Raw genomic sequence first — 18,667 nt, forward strand, 5'->3', positions numbered from 1 at the left:
GGCGGTCCGGTCGTGCCCCCGCCGGGTTCCCGGCCCATCGACCGGAAAACGCCGCCTCCCCGCCCCCGCGCTGGTCCTGCCAGGCCGGCGAAGAGGACATCCCCGCCGGAGTCGGCCACCCCGGCAGGGGGTGGCCGACTCCGTACGGCTCAGACGTTCGCCACCAGCAGCGCCGGCTGCTCCACGCAGTCGGCCACGTGCCGCAGGAAACCGCCGGCCACCCCGCCGTCGCAGACCCGGTGGTCGAAGGTGAGGCTGAGCTGGGTCACCTTGCGGACCGCGAGCTGCCCGTCGTGCACCCACGGCTTGTCCACGATCCGGCCGACGCCGAGCAGCGCCGCCTCCGGGTGGTTGATGATCGGGGTGGAACCGTCCACTCCGAACACCCCGTAGTTGTTGAGGGTGAACGTGCCTCCGGTCAGCCGGCCCGGCGGCAGGGTGCCGGCCCGGGCCGCGGCGGTGGTCTCCGCCAGCGCGGCGGCCAGCTCCCGGGTGGTGAGCCGTTGGGCATCGCGCAGCACCGGGACCAGCAGGCCCCGGTCGGTCTGCGCGGCGATGCCCAGGTGCACCCCGGCCGACTGGACGATCCGCTGCCCCTCGGTGTCGACCTGGGCGTTGAGCTGCGGGAACCGGCGCAGCCCGCTGAGACAGATCCGGGCCAGCAGGGCCAGGATGCTGACCGGCTGGTCCGGGGTGGCCGCGTTGATCGCCGCCCGGGTCTCCAGCAGGCCGGTGGCGTCGACGTCCACCCAGATGGTCACCTCGGGGATCTCCCGCCGGCTGCGGGAGAGCTTGTCGGCGATCACCTTGCGGATGCCGGTGAGCGGGATGACCACGTCCTGGTCGCCGACCGGGGCGAGCCCGGCGTGCGCGGCCGGGGCCGACTCGTCCGGCACCGCGGCCAGCCGGGTGGCCGGGGCGTCCGGGGCGGACTCGACGTCCGCCCGACGGATCACCCCGCCGGGGCCGGTGCCGCGCAGCGCGGACAGGTCCACGCCGCGTTCCCTGGCCAGCCGGCGGACGATCGGCGAGATGACCAGCGGGGCCGTCCCGCCGGCGGTGGCCGCGCCCGCGCCCGGGACGCCGGCCGCGGCCGGCTGCGCCGAAGCGTCGGCCGGGGCGCCGGCCGGGGCGGGCTGCGCCGGAGCATCGGCCGGGGCGGGCGCGGCGGTGCCGGGCTCGGGGGCGAGCGCCAGCCGGGGACGGCGGCGCCGCCGTCCGGAGCCGCCGTGCCCGGTGCCGTACCCGATGAGGACGTTGCCGGAGCCGGCCCGCTCCTCCTCCCGGTAGGTGGCGTGCCCGGCGGGCTCGTCACCGTCGAGCGGCGCGATGGTGATCAGCGGCTGACCGACCGGACGGACCTCGCCCGCCGCGCCGTGCAGGGTGACGACCCGGCCGGCGTACGGGCAGGGCACGTCGACGACGGCCTTGGCGGTCTCCACCTCGACCACGCTCTGGTCCACCGTGACCACGTCGCCGACGGCGACCCGCCACTCGACGATCTCCGCCTCGCTCAGCCCCTCGCCCAGGTCGGGCAGGAGGAAGACCCGGGTTCCGTCCACCGTGGTCATGCCGCGCTCCCCTGCGACAGCCAGCGAGTGTCCGGCTGGTCGTCCCACTGGAGCCGGGCGACGGTGTCGAGCACCCGGTCCACCGACGGGAGGTGGGTGTGCTCCAGCATCGGCGCCGGGTACGGGATGTCCAGGCCGGACACCCGCAGCACCGGGGCGTGCAGGGCGTGGAAGCAGCGCTCCTGCACCCGGGCGGCGATCTCCGCGCCGACGCCGGCGAAGCCCTGCGCCTCCTGGATCACCACGCACCGGCCGGTCTTGCGGACCGAGGCGACGACGGTGGCGTCGTCGAAGGGCACGATGGTGCGCACGTCGACGACCTCGAGGTCCCAGCCCTCCTCGCGGGCGGCCTCGGCGGCTTCGAGGGCGACCGGCACCGCCGGGCCGTACGCGACGAGGGTGGCGTCGGTGCCGGGCCGGCGGACGACCGCGGTGCCGAACGGCGCGGTGGCCGCAGGCAGTTCCGCCTCGGCGCTGGAGAAGTAGAGCTTCTTGGGCTCCATGAAGACGACCGGGTCGGGATCGGCGATCGCCTCGCGCAGCAGGGAGTACGCGTCCTCCACGGTCGCCGGGGTGACCACCTTCAGGCCCGGGGTGTGCGCGTAGTACGCCTCGGACGAGTCACAGTGGTGCTCGACCCCGCCGATGCCGCCGGCGTAGGGAACCCGGATGACGATCGGCACGCTCAGCGCGCCCCGGGTGCGGTTGCGCAGCTTCGCCACGTGCGAGGCGATCTGCTCGAACGCCGGGTACGCGAACGCGTCGAACTGCATCTCGACCACCGGCCGCAGGCCGGACATGGCCAGCCCGACGGCGAAGCCGACGATGCCGGCCTCGGCGAGCGGGGTGTCGAAGCAGCGCTTGTCGCCGAACCGGGCCTGGAGCCCGTCGGTGATCCGGAAGACGCCGCCGAGCTGCCCGACGTCCTCACCGAAGACGACCACCCGGTCGTCGTCGAGCATCGCGTCGGCGAGCGCGGCGTTGAGCGCCTTCGCCATGGTCATGGTGCCCATCAGGCGTCCCCCTCCTCGTCGCGGGCGGCGGCCAGCTCGGCGCGGACCTGCTCGCGCTGCTCGACCAGCTGCGGGGTCGGCTCGGCGTAGACGTGGTCGAAGAGGCTGAGCGGGTCGACCGTGGGCTGGGCGTGCATCCGCTCGCGCAGGTCGGCGGCGTACGCCTCGGCCTCCTCGGCGATCGCGGCGACGCCGGAGTCGTCGAGCGCGCCGCGGTTGCGCAGGTACGTCTCCAGCCGGGCCACCGGGTCCCGGTCCCGCCACGCCTCCACCTCGTCGGGGTCGCGGTAGCGGCTGGCGTCGTCGGCGTTGGTGTGCGCCTCCATCCGGTAGGTGTGCGCCTCCACCAGGAAGGGGCCGTGGCCGGCGCGGGCGTGCGCTACCGCGCGGGTGAGCACGGCGAGCACGGCCACCGGATCGTTGCCGTCGACCTGCTCACTGGGCACCCCGTAGCCGACGCCCTTGTAGGCCAGGCTCGGCGCGGCGGTCTGCCGGGACAGCGGGACGCTGATCGCGTACTTGTTGTTCTGCACGAAGTAGACCACCGGGGCCTTGAAGACCGCGGCGAAGTTGAGCCCCTCGTGGAAGTCGCCCTCGCTGGTGGCGCCGTCGCCGATGAAGGCCAGCGCCACGGTGTCCCGCCCCTGGTACGCCTCGCCGTAGGCGAGGCCGGCGGCGTGCACGCACTGGGTCGCCAGCGGGGTGCACTGCGGTGCGGTGTGCACCTGCGTCGGGTCGTAGCCGCAGTGCCAGTCGCCGCGCAGCAGGGTGAGCACCTCGACCGGGTCGATGCCCCGGCTGACCAGCGCCATCGACTCCCGGTAGGTGGGGAAGACCCAGTCGGTGTCCTCGACGGCGAGCACCGCCCCGACCTGGCAGGCCTCCTGGCCGCGCGCGGACGGGTAGACGGCGAGCCGGCCCTGCTTGGTCAGCGCGGTGGCCTGCACGTCGAAGCGACGACCGACGATCATCCGGCGGTACATCTCACGCAGCGCCTCGACGGGCGGCTCGGGGTAGTCGTCGCGGGGCGGCAGCGGGGTGCCGTCCGGGTCGAGCAGGCGGACCGGCTCGGCGGCCGGCAGCAGGCCGCCGGTGGGGTCGGGTGCGGCGGCCGGGGTGGCCGGCCGGGCGGTGCGCGGGGATGCCCTGCGGACCGCCTGGGGTGTGGTCGTCACGGCGGGGACCTCCTGGACGTGTGGTGGCCCTATGCTCCTGCTGTCGGATGATTGACTCAAGATCCCCGGTGAACGTGGGACGAATGGCCTCCGGAGGAGGACGACGTGAGCCAGGAGACCACCCCGGGCCCGGGCGCGCCCGGCGGAACGGGACGTTCGGCCGGTCCGCTGGACGAGGTGGACCGGCGGATCCTGCACGAGCTGACCCGGGACGGCCGGATGTCCGTCCGGACCCTCGCCGAACGGGTGCACGTCTCGCGCACCAACGCGTACGCCCGGGTCGAGCGGCTGCTGCGCGACGGTGTGATCACCGGCTTCCGGGCGATGGTGGCGCCGGAGCCGGCCGGGCTGGACACCTCGGCGTACATCTCGCTGACCATCGAGCAGAACACCTGGCGGGAGGTGTCGGCGGAGCTGGCCCAGGTCCGCTACATCGAACACGTCGCGCTGCTCAGCGGCGAACACGACGTGCTCGCCCTGGTCCGCGCGCCGGACAACGCCACCCTGCGCGACGTGGTGCTCAACCGGGTGCAGAGCATCGCCGGGGTGCTGTCGACCCGTACCTGGCTGGTCTTCGAGGAATTCGACGGCGCGCAGAGCCCCTGGCAGTGAGCCCTCAGCGCTCCGGCGGGGCCTCCAGCCCCTCCCGGTCGGCCAGCTCCAGCAGCGGCTCCAGGGAGAACCGCCGCTCGTCCAGCCCGGCGTGCGGGTCGCCGCGCTCGGCGAACCGGGCCGGCATGCTCAGCACGTCGAAGTCCTCCGGGCGTACGTCGTCCAGCTCCGACCAGTCCAGCGGCGCGGAGACCAGCGCGGCCGGCGTCGGCCGGATCGAGTACGCCGAGGTCACGGTGTGGTCCCGGGCCATCTGGTTGTAGTCGACGAAGACCGGCTTGTCCCGCTGCTCCCGCCACCAGGTGGTGGTGACCAGCTCCGGCAGCCGGCGCTGCATCTCCAGGCCCAGTGCCAGCACCGCCCGCCGGCACTCGCCGAAGCTCCACCTCGGCTCGATCGACAGGTAGACGTGCAGGCCGCGCCCGCCGGTGGTCTTCGGGTAGCCGACCAGCCCCAGCTCGTCGAGGAAGGCCCGCACCTCGTGCGCGACCGGCACCACCTGGTCGAACCCGACACCGGGCATCGGGTCGAGGTCGATGCGGAGCTGGTCGGGGTGCTCCACGTCGGCCGCGGACACCGGCCAGGGGTGGAACCGCAAGGTGCCCAGGTTGGCCGCCCAGATCACCACGGCCAGCTCGCTCGGCGCCACCTCGTCGGCGGTCCGCCCGCTGGGGAAGGTGATGTGCGCGGTGCGTACCCACACGGGGGCGCCGGCGGGCAGCCGTTTCTGGTAGAAGGCGTCCCCCCGGTTGTCCTGCCGGGTGCCGATCTTCGCGCCCTCGAACACCCCGCGCGGCCAGCGTTCCAGCATGGTCGGGCGGTCCCGCAGCGCGCGCAGGATGCCGTCGCCGACCGCCAGGAAATAGCGGACCACGTCCAACTTGGTGAGGCCGCGCTCGGGGAAGTAGGGCTTGTCGGGACTGGAGACCCGGACCAGCCGCTCCCCCACTCGGATCTCCTCGGCCGCCGTCGCCACGTCTCACACCTTGACATTCTCCCCGCCCAAAAAGGCGGGGATTCCCTCCGCGCTGCACGCGGAACAGCGCACAACGCCCGAGCGGATTCCTGCTTCCCGGCGCGATGCCGGCACGGGTGCCGGTCTTACCTGCGCTCCACAGGCGTTTGACTTGTCCCAGCGTCCCTGGGCCAACACGTTGATCGCCGCATTGACGTCCCGGTCGTGAACCGCCCCGCACAGGCAGGCCCACGACCGGACGTCCAACGGCTTGGGTCCGTCGGTCCGGCCGCAGGCCGAGCATGTCTGCGACGTGGGCGCGAACCGGTCGATGCGGGCGAAGGTCCGCCCGTACCGGGCGGCCTTGTACTCCAACATGCCCGTGAACGACGCCCAGCCGGCGTCGTGCACGGACTTTGCCAGTCGCGTGCGGGCGAGACCGACCACGCACAGGTCCTCGACGTACACCGCTTGGTTGTCGCGGATGATCCGGGTCGAGACCTTGTGCTGCCAGTCCCGTCGAGTGTCGGCCACCCGGGCGTGCGCCTTGGCGACCTTCACGACGGCCTTCTTGCGATTGCTGCTTCCCCGCTGCTTGCGAGACAGGTCCTGCTGCAACCGGCGCAGCTTGCGAGCCGCGCGGCGCAGGAACCTCGGCGCGGCCACCTTCGTGCCGTCCGACAGGACCGCGAAGTGAGTCAGACCGAGGTCGATGCCCACCGCGGAGTCGACCGGCGGCAGCGGTTCATCGTTGGCGGCCACGACGAACGAGGCGAAGTACCGCCCCGCCGCGTCCCGGACGACCGTAACCGAACTCGGCGCAGCCGGCAGTCGCCGGGACCAGCGCACCCGCACGTTTCCGATCTTTGGCAGCCGAAGTCGGCCGTTGCCGAGCACCTTGAACCGGGCGTTCGCCGTGAACCGGATGGCCTGCCGGTTGTCCTTGCGGGAGCGGAACCTCGGCGCGGCCACCTTGCGGCCCTTGCGCCTGCCACTGATCGAGGCGAAGAAGTTGCGGTACGCCTTGTTCAGGTCCGCGAGGGACTGCTGGAGCACCACGGCGGACACCTCGCCGAGCCACGCCCGCTCGCAGGTGCCCTTGGCCTGGGTGAGGACCCGCTTCGACAGTTCCCCGTCGGAGATGTACGGCAGGCCCTGCTCCCTGGCCTCTTGCCGTGCGCGCAGCCCGTCGTTGAACACTACCCGCGCGCATCCGAACGCCCTCGCCAGCGCCTCCTCCTGGGCGGGCGTCGGGTAGACGCGGTAGTTGTACCGAAGCTGCACATCGGACAAACTAGCATCGGTCTATGACCGAATCTGCGAGCGTACGGCCAGAAGGGCGCTAGGCTTTCGCCCCTCACGCTCACCTGGTCTTCGTGACAAGGCTCCGATACCGCGTGTTCGCCGACCGGCACCTGACCCCATGGAAGAGATCATGCGGGGGGGGGGTGTGCGCCGACTTCCAGACCGAGCTGATCGAGTTCAACGGCGAGAACAACCACGCCCACCTGCCGGTCAACTTCCCGCCGCCGGCTACCCGGCGCACCCCGCTGACCGTCCTGCATCAGTACATCGAGCAGCAGAACCAACGGGGTTAGAACATGCCCAAGCCTAGACAACCCTCCCGGGCAGGTTTTCGAGGGCGAAGCCACGGTCCGCAGCTCGGCAGCGGCAGCGGCCGATCCCCGGGACTCCGACGCGACGAGCCGCTACCTACCCTTCTAAGCTGCGGCCATGGCGACGTACCTGGACGTGCACCCGGAGAACCCGCAACCACGGACGATCAGCCGGGTGGTCGACCTGCTGCGCTCCGACGGGCTGATCGCCTACCCGACCGACTCGTGCTTCGCGCTCGGCTGCCGGATGGGCAACCGGGACGGCCTCGACCGGATCAGGGAGATCCGGCACCTGGACAGCCGGCACCACTTCACCCTGGTGTGCCGGGACTTCGCGCAGCTCGGCCAGTTGGTCCAGATCAACAACGCGCTGTTCCGGTCGATCAAGGCGGCGACTCCCGGCAGCTACACGTTCATCCTGCCCGCCACGAAGGAGGTGCCACGCCGGCTGCTGCACCCGAAGAAGAAGACCGTCGGGGTCCGGATCCCCGACCATGCGGTGGCCCAGGCCCTGTTGGCGGAGCTGGGCGAGCCGCTGGTGTCGAGCACCCTGCTGCTGCCCGGCGAGGAGGAACCCATGACGCAGGGCTGGGAGATCAAGGAGCGGCTGGACCACCAGCTCGACGCGGTGATCGACTCCGGGGAGTGCGGCACCGTGCCCACCACCGTGGTCGACTTCTCCTCCGACGAGCCGGAGATCGTCCGGCGCGGCGCCGGGGACCCGTCCCGGTTCGAGTAAGGCCGCCGGCACGGGCGCGCCGGGTGACTCAGGGCGTCCCGTCCTCCGGCGGCAACGGCAGCGGCTCCGCGACCGTGCCGCCGGCTCCGCGGGCCGAGTGCTCGGGCGGCGGCCGGTGGGCATCCGGGGTCCGGCTGTGCAGCCGGCCCACCCCCGCCGGTCCGTTGCGGCGGGCCACCTCGCAGGTCACCAGGTGGATCGGCGGCGGCGGCGCGACGAACCGCCCCGGCCCCCAGCGCACCCAGAGCGCGACCCGGCCGGCCGCGGCCTCCGCCGCCAGCTTCTCCCAGGTACGCCGCCGGTCGGTGTGGTCGACCTCGACGACGACGGGCGGCCCGTCGGGTCGGGCGCACGCCACGTCCAGCACCGACTGCCGATCGGACAGCGGCGGCGGCAACGGCAGCACGCTCGGGGCGCGACGGTAGACCCGCCAGCCCTGCTCGCCGGCCCAGCCGGCCACGGATTCGATGACCCGGGCGGTCACCGCGTCGGCGGGCAGGTCGACGAAGCTCAGCCGGGCCAGAGCGCGCCCGAGCGACTCCGCCAGCCGCTCGCCGTCCGCCGTGCCGTCCACGGGGGCAGGGTAGCCGCTCACCATCCGGGCCCGCGGCTCACCGGGCCTCGGCGGTCACCAGGAGCCGGAGCTGCGCGTCGACCCACGCCCGGACCGCCGCGTCGCCCGGCGCCGGGCCGAGCGCCCCGGCGAGGTCGCGCAACGCCGCCCCGCACCGCTCCAGCCCGGCCGCGGCCAGCGCCGCGCCCGCCGCGCGCAGCCGGTCGGGGAAGCCGGCCGGCAGGTGCCGCAGCCCCGCGTGCGCGGCCCGGGCAAGCAGCCCCAACCCCTCGCGCAGGGCGGCGTCCACCGCGTCCAACGCCGCGCCCTCCGCGCTGGCCAACGGGCCGTCGCCGGTGCCGTCCGCGAGATCGGGTACGACCACCGTCTGGCCCGCCACCACCGCGAACGGCTCGACCACCAGGCCGCCGGCGCCCCGCCGGACCGCCCCGCTGACGTATCGCGGGGTGCCGTACGCGCCGGTCAGGGCGGCGGCGAGGCGGTCCAGCGCGCCCGGGCAGATCGACCGGTGCACCGCCGACACGGTCGCGGTGGCGCCGGAGGGGTCGGCGACCACCGCGTCGAGGCGCTGCTCGCCCGCGGCGTAGCCGACGGCCCGTACCTCGGCGATCTCCACCACCCGCACCGACTCGGCGGCGACCCGCGGGCGCAGCAGCCGGGGCGGCAGCTCCGCGAGGGCGGTGTCCAGTGCGGAGAGGTCCCGGACCAGCAGGCCCGGGGGCAGCTCGCCCCAGGAGCCGGCACCCGGTGAGACGGTGGTGCGGGCGATCCGCCCGGCCGCGAAGCGGATCCGCCGGGACGCGCTGCGCACCGCCGACTCGGTGACGACGTTGCCGCCGGCCAGGCCGCCGACGGTGGCACCGGCGACGCGCCGGTGCGCGAGGTCGTGCCCGGTGACCCGCTCCTGGTCGGCGCGCGGCCAGTCCCGGCGCAGCACCAGCACGCCGGCCCCGGACGGCTGGGCGAGGAAGACCTCGACGCTCAGCTCGTCGGCCGACTCGCGGACCCGGGCGCCGATCCCGGTCAGCCGCAGCCGGCGTAGCGGCGTCTCGGCCGGCTCGTCGGTGCCGAGCACCCGCTCGGCCGGGCTGGCGCCCCGGTTCGCCACCGCCCGACTGCGGGCGGGCAGCTCGGCCAGCACCTCCGCCAGGTCGGCGGGACGGTAGCGGGCACCGCGCGCGGCGTACGCGTCGAGCTGGGCGGCCAGCTCGTCGAGGGCAAGCAACGGCCAGCGCAGGCCGGCTGCGTCCAGGTCGCGGCGGGCCGCGGCGAGCGGGGCCGCCGCGCCGGCGCCGGTGTGCACCGCCCCGGCCAGCAGCACCTCACCGGCCACCCCCACCGCCCGGTCCAGCGCGGCGAGATCCACCTCCGGCCCGCCGCCACCGACCCGGACCTGCGCCTCGCGCAGCCCGGGGCGCTCCCGGTCGGCCACCCGGTACGCCCAGACCGCGAGTGCGACGGCCTCTGCGCTGCCGTCGGCCGCGTCGGCGTGGGCGAATGCGACCTGGTGCGGGACGAGGAAGCGGACCGTGCCGGTGGGCAGCTCCACCTGCGGCACCGGATCCTCGACGGTGGGCCGGCGGACCAGGGCGACGTATCCCCGCCGGTGCCGGCGGCGGGCGGCGGCCAGCGCGGCGGCGCCGACCACCTCGGTCAGCGCCTCGTCGGTCACCTCGCCCGGCGACCACGACGCGGCCGGGGTCGGTGCCCCGTCGGCCACGACAACGCCGCCCGGGTCCGTCCCGACGGTCGCGGCGGGCCGCCGCGGCGCGGCGATCGCGACGGCCGGGTCCGGACCGACGGTTGCGGCGCCGGCGTCCGAGGTGACGGCCGGTTGCGGCCCGGCGGTTGCGGCGCCGGCGTCCGACCCGTCCGGTGCCGACGCTCCGACGGCAGCCTGCCGCTGGTAGGCGAGGACGAGGACCAGCAGGTGCCGGCAGATCCCCGCCGCCCCGCACGAGCAGCTGCCCGCGCCCAGACCACCCGCGGTGGGCAGGCTGCTGCCCACTCCGTCGGGATGGACGGCGTGCACCGTTCCGTCGCCGTCGGTCCGCAGCTGCGGCAGCTCCCCCGCGTCCACCGCCTTCACGGCCCGTTTCACCAGCCCCCGGTTGCTGAGGGTGGCGAGCACCTCCGGGGTGAGCGCCAACAGGTCGGCCCGGGCGCTCACCGGCCCACCCGCTCGGCGACGAAGGCCGCCAGCTCGCCCGGCGTCATCGCGCCGACGCTAGCCCCGACGTCCGCGAGCCGCTGGGCCATGCCCCGGTCGTACGCCGGATTGGCCTCCTCGTCCAGCGCGGCCAGGCCCAGCACGTGGGTGCCCTGCTCGACCAGCTGCCGGACCGCCCGGACCAGCTGCGCCTCGCTGCCGCCCTCGTAGAAGTCGGTGATCAGCGCGACGATGGCCCGCCGCGGGTTCTCGATCAGCTGCGCGCCGTACGTGACCGCGCGGGCGATGTCCGTGCCGCCGCCGAGCTGCACCTTCATCAGCAGCTCCACCGGATCGTCCACGTCGGCGGTGAGGTCGACCACCGCGGTGTCGAAGGCGACCAGGTGGGTGCGGACCCCGGGCAGCCCCCACAGGCAGGCGGCGGTGACCGCGGCGTGGATCACCGACCCGGTCATCGACCCGGACTGGTCCACCAGCAGGATCACCTGCCACCGGTCCACGTGCCGGCGGGTACGGGAGAAGAAGTGCGGGGTACGCACGTGCAGCCGCCGCTCGTCCGGCCGCCAGTGCGCCAGGTTCGCCCGGATGGTGCGCCGCACGTCGAAGTTCCGCGCCTGCCGGAACCGGCTGGGCCGACGGGCCCGGGCCCCCGAGAAGGACTGCCGCACCTCGGTGGCCATCCGTTCCACGAGCTGCCGGACCACGGCCTCCACGATCCGCCGGGCGAGCCGCAGCACCTCCGGGTTCATCAGGTGCTTGGTCCGCAGCACCGCGCGCAGCAGGGTGGGGCTGGGCTCGACCCGGGCCAGCACCTGCGGATCGGTGACCACGTCGTGGATGCCGTACCGCTCGACGGCGTCGCGTTCCAGCCGCTCCACGGTCTCCCGGGGAAAGAGCCGGGTAATCTCGTCGAGCCAGTCCACCGTGGTCAGCAGGGACGGGCCACTGCCGGCCCGGCGGACGTCCCGCCGGTCCAGCTCCTCGTCCCGGCCGTAGAGCCAGTCCAGCGCGGCGTCCCGGCCGGCGGCGTCGGCGCCGAGGGAACCGAGGCTCGACTGGGCGGGCTCGCCGAGCACCAGCCGCCAGCGTTCCACCACGGGGTCGGTCATCGCGGAACTCCTTGCGGGTCGGGCCGGTCGGGGAGCAGCCCCTCCCGGGCGAGCAGGGCGTCGACGCGGGCGTCCAGCGCCCGGGCGCGGGCGACCACGAGCGGGTCGGCGTCGAGGCGGAGCAGTGCGCGGGCCGGTGCGGCGTCGCCCCGCAGGTCCAGCACGTGCCGGGCGACCGTCTCCCGCTCCCGGGGCGGGAACCAGCCGAACGCCTGCCGCAGCGCGGGCAGCGCCACCAGGAAGTCGTGCGGCGACATGGCCCCGAGCAGGCCGTCGAGCACCGCCAACAGCGCCCGGTCGCCGTCGACGACCTCCTCCCGGGCCAGCGCGAAGAGGCCGGCCAGCCAGTCGCCGAGCACGGTCGGGGCGGCGACCGCCCGGACCGCCGTGGCCGGGTCACCGCCGGCCCCCAGCGACCAGCGCAGCCCCAACGCGGCACCGCGCAGGTCGGGCGGGGCGGCCGGGTCCGCCGCGATCCGGCCGGTCACGGCCAACGCCGGCGCGGGGTCGAGACCGAGCGCCGGGCCGGCGTACCGGAGCGCGTCGCGGACCGCGACCAGCGCCGCCAGCCGGCCCGGGTCGGCGGGGGCGGTGGCGGCGTGCACGCCCTCGGCCAGCCAGAGCGCGCGGTCGACGGCGGCGGTGATGACCGCCCCGAGCGGCGCCGCCCCGGCGCTGCCGAGCAGCCGGTCGTGCCGCCAGAGGCCGAGCGCCACGGCCAGCGCCCGGCCCAGCGCGGGCAGCGCGGTGACCGCGCCGACCGCCCCGGCGAGGGCGGCGAGCGCCCGCGCGGAGTGCCCGCGCAGCCCGCAGAGCGCGGTGTCGAAGAGCAGGGTGGCGAGGCCGTCGACGTCCCCACCGATCCGGATGATCCGCTCCTCGACCAAGGCGGTGACGGCGTCGAGGACCGTCGGGCCGTACCCGCCGGCCTCGATGATCTCGGCCAGCCGGTCCGGTGTGGGTCGGGCGACCCAGCGCTCGGCGAGCACCGCGTCGGCACCCACCCGCGGGCCGCGCTCGCGCACGTGACCGGGCACACCGAGCAACCGGAGCCGGTGCAGCAGCCGACTGCGCTCCAGGTCCGCCGGGTCGGTGAGGTCGAGGTCCAGGTCGGCCGCCGGGTCGACGCCGTGCCGGCGCAGCTCCGCCTCGACGTCGCCCACGAGCGGCGGCAGCGGGGTGTCCGGGTGCAGCCGGCCGGTCCGCTCCCCGCTCAGCGCGACCACCATCTCCACCACCGCCGGGTGGGTGCCGACGGCGAGCCGGCCCCGGGCCGTCCACGGCAAGGGCTGGTCGAGTGCGTCGGTGACCAGGGCGGAGACCAGGCCGTCGAGGACGTCCACCCGGGCCGGATGGGCGTGCCCGCGAAGCCGGGCCAGGCCGCCGGCCATGGTGCGCGCCGCGATCAGGTCGGCGGTGGAGACCTGCTGCCGGCGGGCGCGCAGCCGGGTGGTCACGGTCTCCAGCAGGCCGTCCGCGGCACGCTCCGGGCCGCCCTCCCAGAGCCGCTGATAGTAGCCGGGCGAGGGCATCCCGGACTGGTAGCCGTCGAAGGCGTCCAGCCGCTTGAACGAGTACGGCACCAGGTAGCTGCCGGCCACCGCGTCCCCCTCCGGTGCCGGCACCTCGGGCCAGCCCCGGGGGGCGTCGACGGGGTGGGCGTCGAGCAGTCGGACCAGCGCGGGCCGGTGGAAGCCCCCGGTGACCACCAGCACCGGACGGCCCCCGGCCCGGGCGCGGGCGGCCCGCACCCAGCCGGCCATGTACGCCTCCCGCGCCGTGTCGTCCTCCCCGGCCTCGGACTCCCCGCGCAGCAGGTCGAAGTAGGCCGCCAGCCGCTCGGCCAGCCCGTCGTCCGGCCCGATCTCGAACAGGTGGTCCCAGAGGGCGTCCACGTTGTCCACGGACAGGGTGGCGCAGAGCCGGGTCACCGCCTCGGCGTAGCGCTGGTCGGCGTCGGCGTACCGGTTGCTGCGCCGGGCGAACGCCGGATGCCAGGCGGGCAGGTCGATGAAGCGGACCTCCGCCCCGGCGGCCCGCCCTTCGGTCAGCGCCACCCACTCCGGGGAGTACCCGCAGAACGGGCTCCACGAGGCGTGCCGCCGCCCGGCGTCCCGGTACGCGGTGAACACCGCGATCGGCAGCTCGTGTCCGAGCAGCAGCTCGTCCAGTCGGTCGTTCAGGTCGACCGGCCCCTCCACCAGGACGTACGCCGGGCGCAGCGCCGCGATGGTGGCCGCCACCAGCCGGGCGCAGGCCGGGCTGTGGTGGCGGACCCCGAGGAGCGTGACGCCGGCCGGGTCGGTGGTGGCCATCAGCCGGGCAGCAGGTGCCGGGCGTCGTGCAACGCCTGCCACTGGCCGCCCGGGCGGCGGGGCACCTGCTGTTCCAGGTAGCGGCGCAGCCGGGCGAGGTCCTCCGGGTCGTCCTTGGCGGCCGTTCCGGCCAGGCAGGCGACCAGGTCGGCGGCGTCGCCGGCCTCACCGCGCAGGAACCAGCCGCGCAACCCGACCGCGTGCGCGACGGAGACGGCCTCGGCGGTGCTCATCACCGCCGACAGCCGCTCCATCGCGTCGCCCCGCTCGGTCAATCCGGTACGCAGCTCCCGGAACGTGGTGACCAGCACCTCCAGTACGTCCCGCCGGGGCGGCACGGTCACCCCGGAGCGCCGCAGCAGCGCGCCGGCCTCCGCCTCGACCAGGCCCAGCTCGGTGGCGAGGTCCGGGATCGGGAAGACCGTCTCGAAGTTGAACCGACGCTTCAGCGCGGCGCTCATCTCGTTGACGCCCCGGTCCCGGGTGTTCGCGGTGGCGATCACGTTGAACCCCTCCCGGGCGAAGACCATCGCGTCGGCGCCGGGCAGCTCCGGCACCGCGAGAACCCGGTCCGAGAGCGGGGATAGCAGGCAGTCCTGCACCTCCAGCGGGCAGCGGGTGATCTCCTCGAAGCGGACCACTTTCCCCTGGGCCATGCCGCGCAGCAGCGGCGCCGGCACCAGCGCCCGGGGCGACGGGCCGTCCGCCACCAGCAGGGCGTAGTTCCACGAGTAGCGGATCTGGTCCTCGGTGGTGGCCGCGCCGCCCTGGATGGTCAGCGTCGAGTCGCCGCTGACCGCGGCGGCGAGCAGCTCGGACAGCAGGGACTTGGCGGTGCCGGGCTCGCCGACCAGCATCAGTCCCCGGCTGGTGGCCAGCGCCACCAGCGCCCGGTCGATCAGCGACGGGTCACCGACGAACTTCCGGACGATGCCGGCGGCCGGGTCGCCGAGAATGAACCGGCGGGCGGCGCGCAGGCTCAGCGCCCAGCCCGGCGGGCGCGGGTCGCCGTCATCGGCGGCCAGCTTGGCCAGCTCGTCGGCGTAGCGGACCTCGGCCGGGGGGCGCTGCGCCCGCTCGGCGGTCGGGTCGACGGCGGTCACCGGGTCACCTCCGCGAGGTCGCGCAGCACCTCGGACGCGGTGACCTCATCGAGTTCGCCGAAGCGCACCCGGCCGCCGCGCGCGTGCCACTGCCCCTCAGGACGGTCGTTCACCCAGATCTCCTCGATCTTCTGCTCCGGGAACATGTCGACCACGCCGACGGTGATGCCCGGATTGATGTTGATCACGATCGCCCGGTCGCCGGGCAGCTTGCGCTCCAACCACGGCTGGGTGCCGTTGTCCTGGGCGTCGGCGCGGCGCCAACCACGGCGTTCCAGTCCGAGCAGCCGGCCCGTCGGCACCTCGACGCCGGCGTACCGGCTGAGCAGCCGCTCGTCGCGTTCCGCGTCGGCGAGCCGGTGCATCTCGCGGCCGAGCTGGGCGAAGGGCTGGAGGATCTCGTAGTCGGCGAAGAGCTCCGCCCAGCTGGGCAGCGCGTCGCCGAGGTGCAGCGGGTGCGCGATGCCGACGGTGGCGTCGTCCGGCAGGGCGTACGCCTCGTCCTCGACGTCGGCCAGGCTGCGGTCCTCGGCCACCCGGAACGCGGTGCCGACCGCCCCGGCCTCGTCGACGGTGACCCAGACCAGCCGCCGGACGATGTGCCAGAGCAGCGGGTGCGCCAGGAGGTACCGGCGGAAGTCGGCGGCGGACCAGCGGCGCTGGGCCACCATCGCGGCCTCGAACCGGCGGATCTGGTCGGCGGCGAGGGTCCGGACGTCCTTCTTCAACCCGGTGAAGCGCTGGTACGCCTCCGGCGCGAGCGCCTGGTCGTCCCGGGCACCCGGCTTCGGCAGCTCCTTGCGCCGGGCCCCCGCCCCGTCCACCACGTACGGCTTGAGCTGCTCGTCGAAGCCGACGGTGAACCGGCGCGGGCCGTAGTCGAGGACCAGGCTGCCGTCGGCGTCGAGCCCGAGGTCGGCAACGAGGCGGTCGCCGAGCTGCTCGGCGGTGAGGCCCAGGTCGGCGGCGACCTCGGCGACCTTCTGCGCGGCCCGCTCGCGCAGCCCACGGAACTTCACCTTCTGGGAGATGCCCCAGAGGTGCATCAGCGCCACGTCGGTGCCGATGGCGGCGAGCACGTCCAGCCCGGTGACCGCCCGGGCGTGCCCGCCGTCGCCGGGCCAGGCCCGGATCACCGGGGCGAGCCGGCGGGCGGTGTCGTCGTCGCCGATCCAGCCCAGCGCGGCGAGCACCCAGCTCTCCTTCGCCGGCGCGCCGGCGGACTGCCAGCGTTCGAAGAGCGCCCAGCCGAACTCGGCCAGCGACGCCGGGTCGCAGGCCTCGCGGACCAGCGCCACGCCGGGGTAGACGTCGCCGGCCTTGGAGATGGCCAGCATGGTGCAGAGGTGCCGCAGCGCCTCGGCGGGCAGCGCGGCGGACCGGTCCCGCAGCAGCACCGGCGGCAGCACCACCGGGTCGAGCCACTGGGGCAGGGCCGGGATCCGGGCCGGCAGCTGCTCCAGCGGGTCCGCGTCGAGCAGCGCCAGGGTGCCCCGCACGGCGTCCTCGCCGTACCCCCGGGCGGCGTCGAGCACCGCGTCCCGGTCGGCCCCGGCCGCCGTCCGCAGCGCCCGCTCGGCCGCCCGCCGGCGCGGGCCGGCCGGGCCCAACGCCGTCGGCAGCAGCGCCCGCGCGGCGGCGGCCGGGTGCCGGTGGAACCAGGCCAGGGCGGCCGGGCGCGCCGACTTGAGCCGGTCGAGCCAGTCGGCCATCAGGTCGGCGACCTCACCACCGGTGTACGGCAGCAGCACCCCGGCGGCGACCTGCGGGCTGCTCCGGGAAACGTGCAGCGCGGCGGGGAGGGCGTCCAGCTCCAGCCGTCCCACCACCCGCGGCAGCCACGAGCCGGTGTCCCAGGTGTCGCGCGGGCGCCACGACCGGACCAGCGGACGGGCCACCGCCTGGGGCGCCCGGGTGAAGAAGGCGATCCCTTCGTTGTCGGGGTACCGCCCGGAGGCGATCGTCGGCGCCAGGTCGCTGAGGTCCTCGCCCTGTCGCCACCACGACATGTAGTACACCTGGGTGGCCGCCCAGCGCTCCCGCTCGCCGGGCAGCCAGGCGATCGCGGCCTCGTCGGGCCGGACGAGTCCGGCCACCACCGGCGGTGCGGTCCGTTGCCGCCTGGCCAGCCACGGCGGGCTGACCAGCACCGGTGGCAGCCGGTCGGGGGTGGCCGGGGTGAGCGACCCCTGGTCGGCGTGGATCTGCGTGACCCGCTGCCGGTCGTCGGAGTCGAGCAGCGGCAGCGCCGCGGCGACGGCGGCCGGGTTGGTCAGCACGTGGCCGCGCAGCAGCGTGGCGGCGTCCCGGGCGGCGGCGGTGCGTCCCCCGGCCGCCCGGGCCAGCAGGCGGACCCCGCGCACCGGAAAGCGCCGGAGCATCTCCAGCACGCCGGCCTGGACGTACTTCTGGTCGAGCCGGTCCAGCAGCAGCCGCATCGCCTCGTCGGTGGGGAAGGCGGCCAGCAGCGAGACCAGCCGCTGCCGGCCGGCCGCGTCGACGTACTCGTGGTCGAACCAGTCGCCCAGCAGCGGGGCCATCGACGGGCCTACGGCCGCGGCGGCGGTGACCACCGCGGCCGGGTCGTACACGGCGGAGTGGACGCCGAGACGGTCGGCCATCCGGGCGAAGTCCTCGGCGGTGGGCGCCGCGTACATCATCAGCTCCGCGAGGAACCGGTCCCCGGTGGCGTCCACGGCGGGCACATCCTCGGCCACCCAGTCCGCCTCGGTGGGCAGCAGGAAGGAGGTGACCACCCGGTTGGCCAGGTCGACCTGCCGGTAGGGGACGAGCGCGGCACGGGCGGCGGCGTACTCGTCGTCGGTGGCCACCGCGAGGTACGCGCGGACCCGGCCCAGGACGGCCAGCCGGGTTCCCCGGTAGCCCCAGTCGGCCGCCCCGCCGCCCGCCCGGGCGAGGACGCACCGGTGGTGGTCCCGGTGCCCCTCCGTCCTGATCCCGATCGACTCGATGACGGCACGGGCGGCGGCCACCACGCCGTCGTCGGCGACCAGCAGGTCGGCCAGGTCGCGACCCCGGTCCGTGTCCCGCCAGGCGATCTCGTGCCCGACGGCCACCACCAGCCCGGCCGCGCCGAGCGGTGTGCGCTCGCCGGCCAGGTGGGCGCGGACCGCGCCGACCAGCTCGGCGTCGTCACTGTTGTCCAGCAGCCGTTCGACGCCGGCGGCCAGGGACGCCAGCAACTCCTCGCCGGCCTTGCGCGCCTTGGCTCCGCGCGGAAGGACAGCACCGGGCAGGCCGTCGCGGCGCGGCAGGAGGTGCCGCCGCCAGCCGGCCGGCACCACGAAGGTCTCCTCGTCGGGAAGCGCCTCAGCCTGCGGTCCGGCCGGGGTCGCCGGCGCCGTCGGGCCGTCGGCGGCCGACATCGGACCGGTCGTCCCCGGCTCCCCCGCCACAGCCGACGTCGCCGGTTCAGCGGTCACGGCCCTCGACATGGGGGCGGCGGGTGTCCCGGCGGCGGGTACCTCGACGTACCCCTTGCGCAGCTTCTCCGCGATCAGCCGGTCGGCGTGCGCGCCGGCATCGGTGGCGGAGCCGAACTCCTTCACCTGGATCCGCCCCGCCGAGCCAATTCGTCCATATCGGACGGTGACCGTCAGCTCGGCGGATTCCACCTCCCAGAACTTCGCCGCGCTGCCGCTGACACAGTCGAATCTGCGCACGCCCGTCTCCTTGATCACCCGCGATGTGCGGG

Annotated in this window: 14 protein-coding genes; 3 read left to right on the forward strand and 11 right to left on the reverse strand. The window is 75.2% G+C overall.

Going from position 1 to position 18,667, the window contains the following annotated elements:
- Positions 1–149: 149 nt before the first annotated feature.
- Genes AC5RWQ_RS05770 through pdhA form a run of 3 tightly spaced genes read right to left on the reverse strand, consistent with a single transcriptional unit; the run spans position 150 to position 3,792 of the window.
- Positions 150–1,571, reverse strand: coding sequence for a dihydrolipoamide acetyltransferase family protein (locus AC5RWQ_RS05770; RefSeq protein WP_494281694.1), 1,422 nt, complete (start codon positions 1,569–1,571; stop codon positions 150–152).
- A complete protein-coding gene (locus AC5RWQ_RS05775) occupies positions 1,568–2,584 on the reverse strand; it encodes an alpha-ketoacid dehydrogenase subunit beta (protein WP_494281695.1) in 1,017 nt (338 codons plus the stop codon). The genes AC5RWQ_RS05770 and AC5RWQ_RS05775 overlap by 4 nt, the downstream gene beginning before the upstream one ends.
- A complete protein-coding gene (pdhA, locus tag AC5RWQ_RS05780) occupies positions 2,584–3,792 on the reverse strand; it encodes a pyruvate dehydrogenase (acetyl-transferring) E1 component subunit alpha (protein ID WP_494282019.1) in 1,209 nt (402 codons plus the stop codon). The genes AC5RWQ_RS05775 and pdhA overlap by 1 nt, the downstream gene beginning before the upstream one ends.
- 72 nt (positions 3,793–3,864) lie before the next feature.
- On the opposite strand from pdhA, the gene AC5RWQ_RS05785 reads away from it, so the two are divergent.
- Entirely contained in the window at positions 3,865–4,371 is a 507-nt protein-coding gene (locus AC5RWQ_RS05785) for an Lrp/AsnC family transcriptional regulator (RefSeq protein ID WP_494281696.1), read from the forward strand.
- Between the two features lie 4 nt (positions 4,372–4,375).
- Here AC5RWQ_RS05785 and AC5RWQ_RS05790 read toward each other — a convergent pair whose 3' ends face one another.
- Positions 4,376–5,347, reverse strand: a complete 972-nt coding sequence (locus AC5RWQ_RS05790; RefSeq protein WP_494281697.1) for a DNA polymerase domain-containing protein — start codon at positions 5,345–5,347, stop codon at positions 4,376–4,378.
- A 3-nt stretch (positions 5,348–5,350) separates the two neighbouring features.
- Positions 5,351–6,610, reverse strand: coding sequence for an RNA-guided endonuclease InsQ/TnpB family protein (locus AC5RWQ_RS05795; protein WP_494282020.1), 1,260 nt, complete (start codon positions 6,608–6,610; stop codon positions 5,351–5,353).
- An 83-nt stretch (positions 6,611–6,693) separates the two neighbouring features.
- Here AC5RWQ_RS05795 and AC5RWQ_RS05800 point away from each other — a divergent pair, with 83 nt between their 5' ends.
- A complete protein-coding gene (locus AC5RWQ_RS05800; protein ID WP_494282021.1) occupies positions 6,694–6,924 on the forward strand; it encodes a transposase in 231 nt (76 codons plus the stop codon).
- Between the two features lie 136 nt (positions 6,925–7,060).
- The gene (locus AC5RWQ_RS05805) at positions 7,061–7,681 is read left to right on the forward strand and encodes an L-threonylcarbamoyladenylate synthase (protein WP_334494160.1); all 621 of its coding nucleotides are present in this window, start codon (positions 7,061–7,063) and stop codon (positions 7,679–7,681) included.
- 28 nt (positions 7,682–7,709) lie between these two features.
- Here AC5RWQ_RS05805 and AC5RWQ_RS05810 read toward each other — a convergent pair whose 3' ends face one another.
- Genes AC5RWQ_RS05810 through AC5RWQ_RS05835 form a run of 6 tightly spaced genes read right to left on the reverse strand, consistent with a single transcriptional unit; the run spans position 7,710 to position 18,635 of the window.
- Positions 7,710–8,255: a hypothetical protein gene (locus tag AC5RWQ_RS05810; RefSeq protein ID WP_494281698.1), complete on the reverse strand. Its 546-nt coding sequence runs from the start codon at positions 8,253–8,255 to the stop codon at positions 7,710–7,712.
- Positions 8,256–8,292: 37 nt separating this feature from the next.
- Positions 8,293–10,425: a YehQ family protein gene (locus tag AC5RWQ_RS05815; RefSeq protein ID WP_494281699.1), complete on the reverse strand. Its 2,133-nt coding sequence runs from the start codon at positions 10,423–10,425 to the stop codon at positions 8,293–8,295.
- Positions 10,422–11,534: a VWA domain-containing protein gene (locus AC5RWQ_RS05820; protein ID WP_494281700.1), complete on the reverse strand. Its 1,113-nt coding sequence runs from the start codon at positions 11,532–11,534 to the stop codon at positions 10,422–10,424. Before AC5RWQ_RS05820 ends, AC5RWQ_RS05815 begins: the two co-directional genes overlap by 4 nt.
- Entirely contained in the window at positions 11,531–13,849 is a 2,319-nt protein-coding gene (locus AC5RWQ_RS05825; RefSeq protein WP_494281701.1) for a DUF5682 family protein, read from the reverse strand. Before AC5RWQ_RS05825 ends, AC5RWQ_RS05820 begins: the two co-directional genes overlap by 4 nt.
- A complete protein-coding gene (locus tag AC5RWQ_RS05830) occupies positions 13,849–14,952 on the reverse strand; it encodes an ATP-binding protein (RefSeq protein ID WP_494281702.1) in 1,104 nt (367 codons plus the stop codon). Before AC5RWQ_RS05830 ends, AC5RWQ_RS05825 begins: the two co-directional genes overlap by 1 nt.
- Positions 14,949–18,635 carry a DUF4132 domain-containing protein gene (locus AC5RWQ_RS05835; RefSeq protein ID WP_494281703.1) on the reverse strand — a complete coding sequence of 1,229 codons (3,687 nt, stop codon included), beginning with the start codon at positions 18,633–18,635 and terminating at the stop codon, positions 14,949–14,951. The genes AC5RWQ_RS05830 and AC5RWQ_RS05835 overlap by 4 nt, the downstream gene beginning before the upstream one ends.
- Positions 18,636–18,667 lie beyond the last annotated feature (32 nt).

Source organism: Micromonospora sp. BS32 (assembly GCF_059089345.1).

What these genes read in the sequence shown, in the direction of transcription:
- AC5RWQ_RS05825 (WP_494281701.1), bottom strand. Translation starts at nt 13,849, where the DNA reads ATGGCCACCACCGACCCGGCCGGCGTCACGCTCCTCGGGGTCCGCCAC.
- AC5RWQ_RS05805 (WP_334494160.1), top strand. Translation starts at nt 7,061, where the DNA reads ATGGCGACGTACCTGGACGTGCACCCGGAGAACCCGCAACCACGGACG.
- AC5RWQ_RS05770 (WP_494281694.1), bottom strand. Translation starts at nt 1,571, where the DNA reads ATGACCACGGTGGACGGAACCCGGGTCTTCCTCCTGCCCGACCTGGGC.
- AC5RWQ_RS05775 (WP_494281695.1), bottom strand. Translation starts at nt 2,584, where the DNA reads ATGGGCACCATGACCATGGCGAAGGCGCTCAACGCCGCGCTCGCCGAC.
- AC5RWQ_RS05820 (WP_494281700.1), bottom strand. Translation starts at nt 11,534, where the DNA reads ATGACCGACCCCGTGGTGGAACGCTGGCGGCTGGTGCTCGGCGAGCCC.